Below are 9163 nucleotides of genomic sequence, written 5' to 3' on the forward strand. Positions count from 1 at the left end.
TGTTCGCGGGCGCGCTCGCGGTCGCGGCGCTCGTGTACCGGCTCGCCGCGTCGCGCGGCCGTCTCGCGCTGCCGCTGCTGCTGCTCGCCGGCATCGCGATCAACGCGCTGGTCGGTGCAGCGATCGGTCTGCTCACGTTCGTCGCCGACGACGCGCAATTGCGCTCGCTGACTTTCTGGAGCCTCGGCAGCCTCGGTGGCGCGCAATGGTCCGCGCTGGCGGCCGTCGCGCCGTGCGTCGCGATCGGCTGCGTGTTGCTCGCGCGTGAACGCGACGCGCTGAATGCATTGCAGCTCGGCGAAACCGAGGCGCTGCATCTCGGCGTACCGGTGCAGCGGCTGAAGCGGCGCGTGCTCGTCGCGGTCGCGCTCGCGGTCGGCGCACTGGTGTCGTGCGCGGGCATCATCGGCTTCATCGGGCTCGTCGCGCCGCATTGCGTGCGCCTCGCGTGCGGCCCCGACCAACGGGTTGTGCTGCCCGGCGCCGCGCTGCTCGGCGCGCTGCTGACGCTCGCCGCCGATCTCGCCGCGCGCACGGTTGCCGCACCCGCGGAAATTCCGCTCGGCGTGCTGACCGCGCTGCTCGGCGCACCGTTCTTTCTCGCGCTGCTGTGGAAGAGCCGCGGCGCGCTCGGCGGCTAACCCTTCCCTCACGACGACCATGCTGACCGCCCATCACCTCGACGTCGCCCGTCGACACAATGCGATCCTGCGCGACCTGTCGCTGTCGATCGAACCCGGCCGCGTGACCGCACTGCTTGGCCGCAACGGCGCGGGCAAGAGCACATTGCTGAAGACCTTCGCCGGCGAACTCACCGGCAGCGTCGCGCCGAACGGCGTGCGCGTGACCGGTGACATCACGCTGAACGGCGAACCGCTCGCGCGCATCGACGCGCCGCGGCTCGCGTGCCTGCGCGCGGTGCTGCCGCAGGCCGCGCAGCCGGCGTTCCCGTTCAGCGTCGACGAAATCGTGCTGCTCGGCCGCTATCCGCATGCGCGGCGCAGCGGTGCGACGTCGCATCGCGACCGCGACATCGCATGGAGCGCGCTCGAACGCGCGGGCGCCGATGCGCTCGTCGGCCGCGACGTCACGACGCTGTCGGGCGGCGAACTCGCACGCGTGCAGTTCGCTCGTGTGCTCGCGCAGCTGTGGCCGGACGATGACGCGCAGGAAAGCGGCCCGCGCTACCTGCTGCTCGACGAGCCGACCGCCGCGCTCGATCTCTCGCATCAGCACCGCCTGCTCGAAACCGTGCGCGCGGTTGCGCGCGAATGGCAGCTCGGTGTGCTCGCGATCGTGCACGATCCGAATCTCGCCGCGCGGCACGCGGATACGATCGCGATGCTCGCCGACGGCACGATCGTCGCGCACGGCACGCCGCGCGACGTGATGACGCCGGCCCATATCGCGCAGTGCTACGGGTTCGCGGTGAAGATGGTGGAGACCGGCGACGGCGCGCCGCCGGTGATGGTGCCTGCGTAACGCGGGCGGGCGCCGCATGGTCATTGCGGCGCGCTCTATCCTGTCTTATCGATAGCAACGACTTTCACAACGCATCATTCGCACTTCGCGCATCCCCTTCGAGGAGACCCACGTGCCGCTTCCGATGACCCGCATCATCCTGTACGTTCAAGACGTCGCGTTGCTGAAGGCGTTCTACCAACAGCATTTCGATCTGCCCGTCGTCGAGGAAATCGAAAACGAGTGGGCCGTGCTCGGCGCGGGCGCCATTGAACTCGCGCTGCATCTCGCCGGCCCGGCGTTCCGCCACGCGGTGCCTGCTGATGCGGAAGCGCGCGCGGAAGCCAGCCACGTGAAATTCGTGTTCTCGATCGGCCAGGACATCGGCGCGCATCACGACCGGCTGGCCGACAGCGGCGTGACGGTGCGCGATCTCAAGCGCTACGACGGGTTCGCGTACACGATGTACGACGGCATCGATCCGGAAGGCAACGTCTTTCAAGTGATGCAGGCTGACTGACGTTCCGTCCGGCCCGGGTGCTCACAGGAGTGCCCGTGCCAGCTTGATCCGTGCCCGCGCGCCGCGCGGGCGGCACGCCTTCCCGCTCAATGCCCGACGTCCGCCGCGCCGAACGTCCGCATCTTCCAGCCCAGCCGCGCGGCAAGCATCCGCATCGCGAAGCCAGCCACGAGCGCGACCACCGTCGCGCCCCCGACATCGACGCCAAGGTACTGCATCCCGACATACAACGCGCCCGTGACGAACGCGACGCTCGCGTACAGTTCCTCGCGCAGGATCAGCGGCATCTCGTTGCACAGCAGGTCGCGCAGCATCCCGCCGCAGACGCCCGTGATCGCGCCGGCCAGCACGACGATGATCGGCGCGGTGCCCGTCGATGCGCCGATATCGCAGCCGATGATCGTAAACGCCGCGAGGCCGATCGCGTCGACGGTGACGAACAGCGTCTTCATCCGCGTGACATGCCGCGCGACCCACGACGCGACGGTCGCCGCGACGAGCGTGATCACCAGGTACTCGGGATGTGCGATCCAGCCGAGCGGATAGTGGCCGAGCAGCACGTCGCGCACGGTGCCGCCACCGAGCGCCGTCACCGCGCCGACGAGCGCGAGCCCGAAGCGGTCCATCCCGCGACGCATGCCCATCAGCGCCCCCGACATCGCTTCCGCGACGATTGCAATCAAGTAGAGCGTATGCATGGTGCGCGTCAGTCATCCGTCCGGAACAGGTCGAGCACGCGTTCGCGCTCGGCCGCATCGACCGCGGCCGGCATCGGCTCGGCAGGCTTGCCGTGGTCGACCGGCGCGTCGGACACATCGGCCGCCCCCGCCCCGCCGCACGCGAAGCGGCTGCGGATGTACGACGGCACGTCGGCCGTGCATGTGCCGCGCGTGTATTCGGCGTAGACGAAGTCGCCGTCGACGAGCGCGACGTCCTGCGGCGGCGTTGCCTCGACCGGTGTACGCCCGTCGACGGCCGTCTTCATGTAGTCGAGCCAGACCGGCAGCGCCAGCGATGCGCCGGTCGCGCGCCCCATCGAGCGCGGCGTGTCGTAGCCGAGCCACGCGACCGCGACGACACCCGACGAGTAGCCGGCGAACCACACGTCCTTCGACCCGTTCGACGTGCCCGTCTTGCCGGCCGCGTCGTCGCGGCGCAGCGCAAGCGCGCCGCGCGCGGTGCCTGACTTCACGACGTCGCGCAGCATGCTGTCCATCACGAACGCATTGCGCGCCGACACGACGCGCTCGCCTGCCGGCGCCGTCGCCTCGTACATCGCGCCGCCATGACGCTGCTTCACCGACAGGATCAGGCGCGGCTCCATCCGCGTGCCGCCGTTCGCGAACACGCTGTATGCACTCGCCAGTTCGAGCGGCGTCACGGCACCCGCGCCGAGCGCGAGCGGCAGCGACGCCGGATTGCGCTGCGCGTCGAAGCCGAATTGCACCGCGTGCTGCTGCACGTAGCGCGCGTCGGTGGCCTGCATCAGGCTGACCGCGACGAGGTTCTTCGAGCGCATGAGCCCGCGCCGCACCGGGATGAAGCCCTCGTAGTTGTTGGCGAAATTGCGCGGGCGCCACGGCCGCGCTCCGGTTTCCTCATGGGTGAGCGTGCGCTGCGTATCGTCGACGAGCACGCCCGGGAAGTAGCCCTTCTCCAGCGCCGCCGAATAGACGAACGGCTTGAAGCTCGAGCCCGGCTGGCGATACGCCTGCAGCGCATGGTCGAACACGTTGCGGTTGAAATCCGCGCCGCCGACGAGCGCGAGCATGTCGCCCGTTGCCGCGTCGAGCGATATCAGTGCGCCTTCAAGCCCGCTGCGCGCATCGCGCTTCGCGCGCGGCTGACGGCTCAGCGTACGTTCGAGCGACGCTTCGGCCGCGCGCTGGTCGCGCATCGAGATCGTCGTCGTCACGTCGAGGCCGAGCGTATAGGCGTCGTCGTGAAAACGCTCGACCATCATCCGGCGCGCGCGCTCGGCAACGTACGGCGCCGCGATGATCCCGGGCGGCGGCGTGGTGGCCAGCGCGATCGGCGCGTCGACGGCCACGCGGTACGTCGCGTCGTCGAGCTGGCCGAGCGCATGCATGCGGCCGAGCACGTAGTTGCGCCGCGCGGTCGCGCGTGCCGGATTGACGACCGGGTTGAACGCGGACGGCGCCTTCGGCAGCCCCGCGAGCACGGCCGCCTCGCCCGCGCTCAGCGCGTCGAGCGGCTTGCCGAAATACACGTTCGCGGCCGCCGCGAAACCGTACGCGCGCTCGCCCAGATAGATCTCGTTCATGTACAGCTCGAGCAGCTTGTCCTTGCTGTATTCGCGTTCGAGCTTGGTCGCCATCAGGATCTCGGCGAGCTTGCGGCTCAGCACCTTGTCGCGCGTCAGGTAGAAGTTGCGCGCGACCTGCATCGTGATCGTGCTGCCGCCCTGCCCCGGCTGCCCGGTCACAACGTTCGCGAACGTCGCGCGCGCGAGGCCGCTGAAATCGACCGCGCCGTGCTGGTAGAACTTCGCGTCCTCGGCCGCGAGCAGCGCCTGCCGCATCAGCGGCGGGATGCGTTCGAGCGGCACGAACTCGCGCCGCTCGACGCCGTATTCGGCCAGCAGGTCGCCGTCGCGCGAGAAGATCCGCAGCGGCAGCGCGGGACGATACACGGCGAGGTGCTCGACGGACGGCAACTGCGTCCAGATGCGCTGGATCGTCCATGCGCCGATACCCGCGCATGCGACCGTCAGGCCGAGCAGCGCGCCCGCGAGCGTGCGCCATACGCGGCGGCGGCGCGGCGGCGGTGCGGGTGGTGGTGGCGGGGATGCGGCGTGGTCGGTCATGTCGGGCTCCTTCTTCGATGCTGCGACGGCCGGTGCGCGAGAGGCACCGACTGGTCACGAAAGGCGCGCATTGTCGAAGGGATGGCGCGAAACCGGAACATTCTTTAGCCAAAGTTTGGCTGGCTAAATTTTATTTAGGAAAGTACGCCGCGGCCGTTCACGTCACACCTGCGACCGCGTGACGCACTGTCGGACGAACCGCGCTGCGCGCGATCCGGTTCGGCTGTAGCATCGTGTGATGTTCGATCGATACCTCGGCCTGTGGGGCCTCGTTCCCGACGGCGGCCCGATCCTGACCGCGAGCGGCGGCCTGCTGCCCGTTGTCTGGCAGGGCCGGCCCGCGATGCTGAAGGTCGCCACCTGCGACGAAGAGCGCCGCGGCAATGCGCTGATGACCTGGTGGAACGGGCAAGGCGCCGCGCAGGTGTGGCAGCACGACAGCGATGCGGTTCTGCTCGAACGGGCGCAGCCGGAACCGACGCTGGCCGGTTTTTCGGCATCGGGCCACGACGACGACGCGATGCGCATCGCGTGTGATGTCGTCGCGCGGTTGCACGCGCATCGTGCTTCGGCACCGCCTGCGGTCGTGCCGTTGTACGACTGGTTCCATGCGCTGCTGTCGGATGCTTCTGGCAACGACGTGCTGCACCGCTCGGCCACGGTCGCGCGCCAGTTGCTGGCCGAGCCGCCCGTCGACGAAGTCGTCCTGCACGGCGACATCCATCACGGCAACATTCTCCATTTCGGCGATCGCGGCTGGCGTGCGATCGATCCGAAAGGGCTGCACGGCGATCGCGCATTCGACTACGCGAACCTGTTCTGCAATCCCTCGCACGACGTTGCGGTCGATCCTGTTCGCTTCGAGCGGCGCGTCACGATCGTGGCCGACGCCGCGCAGTTCGACCGGCACCGGCTGCTGCAGTGGATTCTCGCGTGGTCGGGCTTGTCAGCGGTGTGGCTGATCGAGGACGGCCTGCCGCCCAATACAAGGCTGCAAGTTGCGACACTTGCGGCGGCCGCACTCGGCCTGTAGCAATACGCATCGTCCATGAAAACAGGTTCTTCATGAGTATCCGGAGAACGCGGGGAAGACCGACGGCGCTCGCGCCAGAAGGGGATGTTCGACAAGGGTGCGGGAATCATCGACAATCATTGCGACCGATCAAGACGCATTCGACTGACGACTACTGACCTGATCGAGGTTATCGGGTGCGAAACCGCAGATTGCAATAGAGGCCATCATTGAACCCGGCCTGGTGCCTCCCTCCGCCGTCTACGGGCGGATGCGAGCAGGGTGCACAAATGCTGCGATGGGCGACCGAACCATTCCTCGATGTTCCTTGTATCCGGCGTATCCAGGCTTTACGAAACTTCTCACGGCCCGACCTGACGTGTGGCGCCGGCAGGGTGGCCGGCGGCGCTCGAATGAAGTTGAGGCCGTTGTTCGCGACGGTCCGCTTAGATAACCATTCCAACAAGGGCAAAACAATGATGACTCCCAGCGATGGCCTGACCAGTCCAGCACGTCTCCTGCGGCTCGCCTCGTGGGTGATTGCGATCATCTTTGCCGTCTTTCTGAACATGCTCGGCAGTCTCGTGATTCGCGACATGGCCTTCGCTCCGAGGGGCGGGCCGCCCGTCGTCGAGCAATTCGCGGATGCTCCAGCGAAGGCGCGGCTGGACGCGGCACGGCGCGATCTGCGGGCGCAGCACGACACGCTTGCCGAGAAGGCCGACGCAATGGAAGTGGCACGCGGACGTGCGGCGAAGGAGTACGCGGCCGAGAAAGAAAGTTTCCGCAACTGGCTGGCAACCCGCTCGGTGACGGGAGACAGTGCGAGGGACCCGGACATTCTGGCGAGAACTCGCAAGCTGGATACGCTCCAGGCAGTGGTCGTCAACTGGCAGCATCAGATCGATGCGATCGGCGACCAGCAACGGGCACTGGCATCGCGGCAGACTCAAGTGGACACGCAAATCGCCGACGCGGACGCGGCAGCCGAACGGCGCTTCGAAACGGCGGAACGGCATTACGAGTTGCAGGTGTTCGGACTGCGGCTTGCGCTCACCTTACCGATACTGCTGATTGCGATCTGGCTGTTCATGCGCTATCGCAAGATGCGCTACTGGCCTTTCGTGTACGGCTTTGGCCTGTTTTCACTGAGTGCATTTTTCATCGAACTGGTCCCATACCTGCCGAATTTCGGCGGCTATGTCCGGGTCCTGGTCGGCATTGCGCTCACGGTGTTCGCCGGCCTTTACATGATGAAGGCCTTTCAGCGCTATGCCGAACGCAAGCGGCTCGAATTGCAGCAGGATCAGGGAGAACGTGCGCGCACGATCGGATACGAAAAGGCCGTTCGCTCACTCGAAAAAAAGCGCTGCCCGTCATGCGACAAGCAATGGAATCTCGGCGGCGACGACTCCACGTTCTGCGTGCATTGCGGATTGAGGCTCTTCAACGTATGCGGATGCGGCGGCCGGAATTTCTTCTTCTTTCCGCATTGCCATCAATGTGGTGCTACGCAGGGCAATGAGCCGCCAGCGGCATCCGACTGACGGTCGGTGTGCTTGCAACACGCACCGGCTGGATTCCGGCTTTTAATCCACGAAGAACCTGAAAAAAAACCCGCCGGCATTCCCCGGCGGGCTTTCACATCCAACTGCTTCCTCAACGCTTAGCGCGCCGGGTTCAGCAACAGGTTCATGTGACGGTTCACATCCTTGTACAGCAGATAACGGAAGCGGCCAGGCCCACCCGAATAGCATGCCTGCGGGCAGAACGCGCGCAGCCACATGAAGTCGCCCGCTTCAACCTCGACCCAGTCCTGGTTCAGGCGATACACGGCCTTGCCTTCGAGCACATACAAGCCGTGCTCCATCACGTGCGTTTCAGCGAACGGAATCACGCCGCCCGGCTCGAACGTCACAATGTTCACGTGCATGTCGTGGCGCATGTCGCTCATGTCGACGAAGCGCGTCGTCACCCATGCACCGTTGGTGCCCGGCATCGGGATCGGCTCGACGTCCTGCTCGTTGGTCACGAAGGCTTCCGGCAGCGGAATGCCGTCGACGGCCTGGTAATGCTTGCGCACCCAGTGGAAACGCACCGCGGCATCGCTGACGTTGTGCAGCGTCCAGTCCGCGCCCGGCGGAATGAACGCATAGCCGCCCGGCTTCAGCACGTGCTTCTTGCCTTGCAGCGTCAGCTCGGCTTCACCTTCGACGACGAACAGCACCGCTTCGGCATTCTTGTCCTGCTCGGGCTTGTCGCTGCCGCCGCCCGGGTTCACTTCGACGATGTACTGCGAGAAGGTTTCGGCGAAACCCGACAGCGGGCGGGCGATCACCCACAGGCGCGTGTTCGTCCAGAACGGCAGCCAGCTCGTGACGATGTCGCGCATCACACCCTTCGGGATCACCGCGTACGCCTCGGTGAACATCGCGCGATCGGTCAGCAGATCGGTCTGCGGCGGGTGGCCGCCATGCGGCGCGTAATACGTTGTCTTAGACATAGTGCATCCAGGCAATGGGTTGGTCCGGCCCCGTACACAAACGGCATCGGGCGGCACGCACGCGCGTGGGGCACGCATGCGGCGGCGGGACGTCGTTGCCGGGGTGGCTTGAAAGCGCATGCGCCTTCGTTCGGTCGGCCAGGCTTCGCGACGGGTTCGTCCGGTTCATCGGACGCGGCGGCCCATGGTTGTGGGGCCGGCGGTCGGGCCGTGGCGCTCGCGATCATGCGGCGAGGCGCGGCCAGCGGCACGGTGCGATGCCGTACGCGAGCATCGCCGACGATAGCGAAGTCGTTCGCAATCGACCAATTAAATGTTGCGATGGATTCCATTCGATTTCCCACTACCTGCCGGCACCCGCGACACGCGGTGAGGAAGCTTGGCGCGGCGGCCTGACTATCAGGGAAATCCTGACGGGCGGGGCAATGCGCTCGTTCGCCGGGACGCTAGAGACGTGCGCGAATAACCGCAGCCATTCCGGTCACGCGCGCGGGTCGCGATACATCTGGTTACGCAGATTGAAGAGGGGGCGACTCGCGCACGACAGCTGGCTGCACCGCGCCAATCCTGAGCCATCATCAGGCCGGAGAGCGGGCCAACGGGAATCGAACGGAACGCGAATGGTGTCGACGCTGCCCGGACGCATTCAGTCACGAGAGGCGATGTAGTCGGGAAACGGGGAAATACAGCGAGGAGGGAAACTTGCCTGCCCGTCGATCGGGCATCCGGCCGCGGCTGAAGAAGCCGGAAAGTGTTTGCCGGTCTGGCCGGCGATCGCGGCCCGGCAGGCGGCCGGGCCGAATCTCGCGTCGGGTGCCGACGCCGTCGGCGCGCCGGTGC

The 9163-nt window shown here is 66.8% G+C and carries 9 protein-coding genes; 5 read left to right on the forward strand and 4 right to left on the reverse strand.

The features are described from left to right. The 3 genes from G3O06_RS44495 to G3O06_RS44505 all read left to right on the forward strand — a co-directional run. Nucleotides 1-641: iron ABC transporter permease (locus G3O06_RS44495; protein ID WP_205819875.1), on the forward strand; the 641-nt coding region annotated here is incomplete at its 5' end. Between the two features lie 19 nt (nt 642-660). Beyond that, complete coding sequence (locus tag G3O06_RS44500) at nt 661-1482, forward strand: heme ABC transporter ATP-binding protein (RefSeq protein ID WP_205819876.1); 822 nt, start codon at nt 661-663, stop codon at nt 1480-1482. 112 nt (nt 1483-1594) lie between these two features. Continuing rightward, nucleotides 1595-1981, forward strand: a complete 387-nt coding sequence (locus tag G3O06_RS44505) for a VOC family protein (protein ID WP_205819877.1) — start codon at nt 1595-1597, stop codon at nt 1979-1981. 86 nt (nt 1982-2067) lie between these two features. Here the strand turns inward: G3O06_RS44505 and G3O06_RS44510 are convergent, their stop codons facing one another. Next, on the reverse strand, nt 2068-2679 hold the full coding sequence (locus G3O06_RS44510) for a trimeric intracellular cation channel family protein (protein ID WP_205819878.1): 612 nt from the start codon (nt 2677-2679) through the stop codon (nt 2068-2070). 8 nt (nt 2680-2687) lie between these two features. Next, nucleotides 2688-4808 carry a PBP1A family penicillin-binding protein gene (locus tag G3O06_RS44515; RefSeq protein WP_205819879.1) on the reverse strand — a complete coding sequence of 707 codons (2121 nt, stop codon included), beginning with the start codon at nt 4806-4808 and terminating at the stop codon, nt 2688-2690. A 238-nt stretch (nt 4809-5046) separates the two neighbouring features. Between G3O06_RS44515 and G3O06_RS44520 the strand changes: the two genes are divergently transcribed. Then, a complete protein-coding gene (locus G3O06_RS44520; RefSeq protein ID WP_205819880.1) occupies nt 5047-5841 on the forward strand; it encodes an aminoglycoside phosphotransferase family protein in 795 nt (264 codons plus the stop codon). Between the two features lie 455 nt (nt 5842-6296). Then, complete coding sequence (locus G3O06_RS44525) at nt 6297-7367, forward strand: zinc ribbon domain-containing protein (RefSeq protein ID WP_205819882.1); 1071 nt, start codon at nt 6297-6299, stop codon at nt 7365-7367. 119 nt (nt 7368-7486) lie between these two features. On the opposite strand, the gene G3O06_RS44530 is transcribed toward G3O06_RS44525, so the two are convergent. Together G3O06_RS44530 and G3O06_RS44535 are read right to left on the reverse strand one after the other, a co-directional pair. Next, complete coding sequence (locus G3O06_RS44530; RefSeq protein WP_011353825.1) at nt 7487-8323, reverse strand: bifunctional allantoicase/(S)-ureidoglycine aminohydrolase; 837 nt, start codon at nt 8321-8323, stop codon at nt 7487-7489. A gap of 650 nt (nt 8324-8973) precedes the next feature. Further along, nucleotides 8974-9163 (reverse strand): hypothetical protein (locus G3O06_RS44535; RefSeq protein WP_205819881.1); only part of this gene is annotated, 190 nt, incomplete at its 5' end.

Origin of the sequence: Burkholderia sp. Ac-20345 (assembly GCF_017104825.1) — a bacterium.
Lineage (GTDB): Bacteria > Pseudomonadota > Gammaproteobacteria > Burkholderiales > Burkholderiaceae > Burkholderia > Burkholderia lata_B.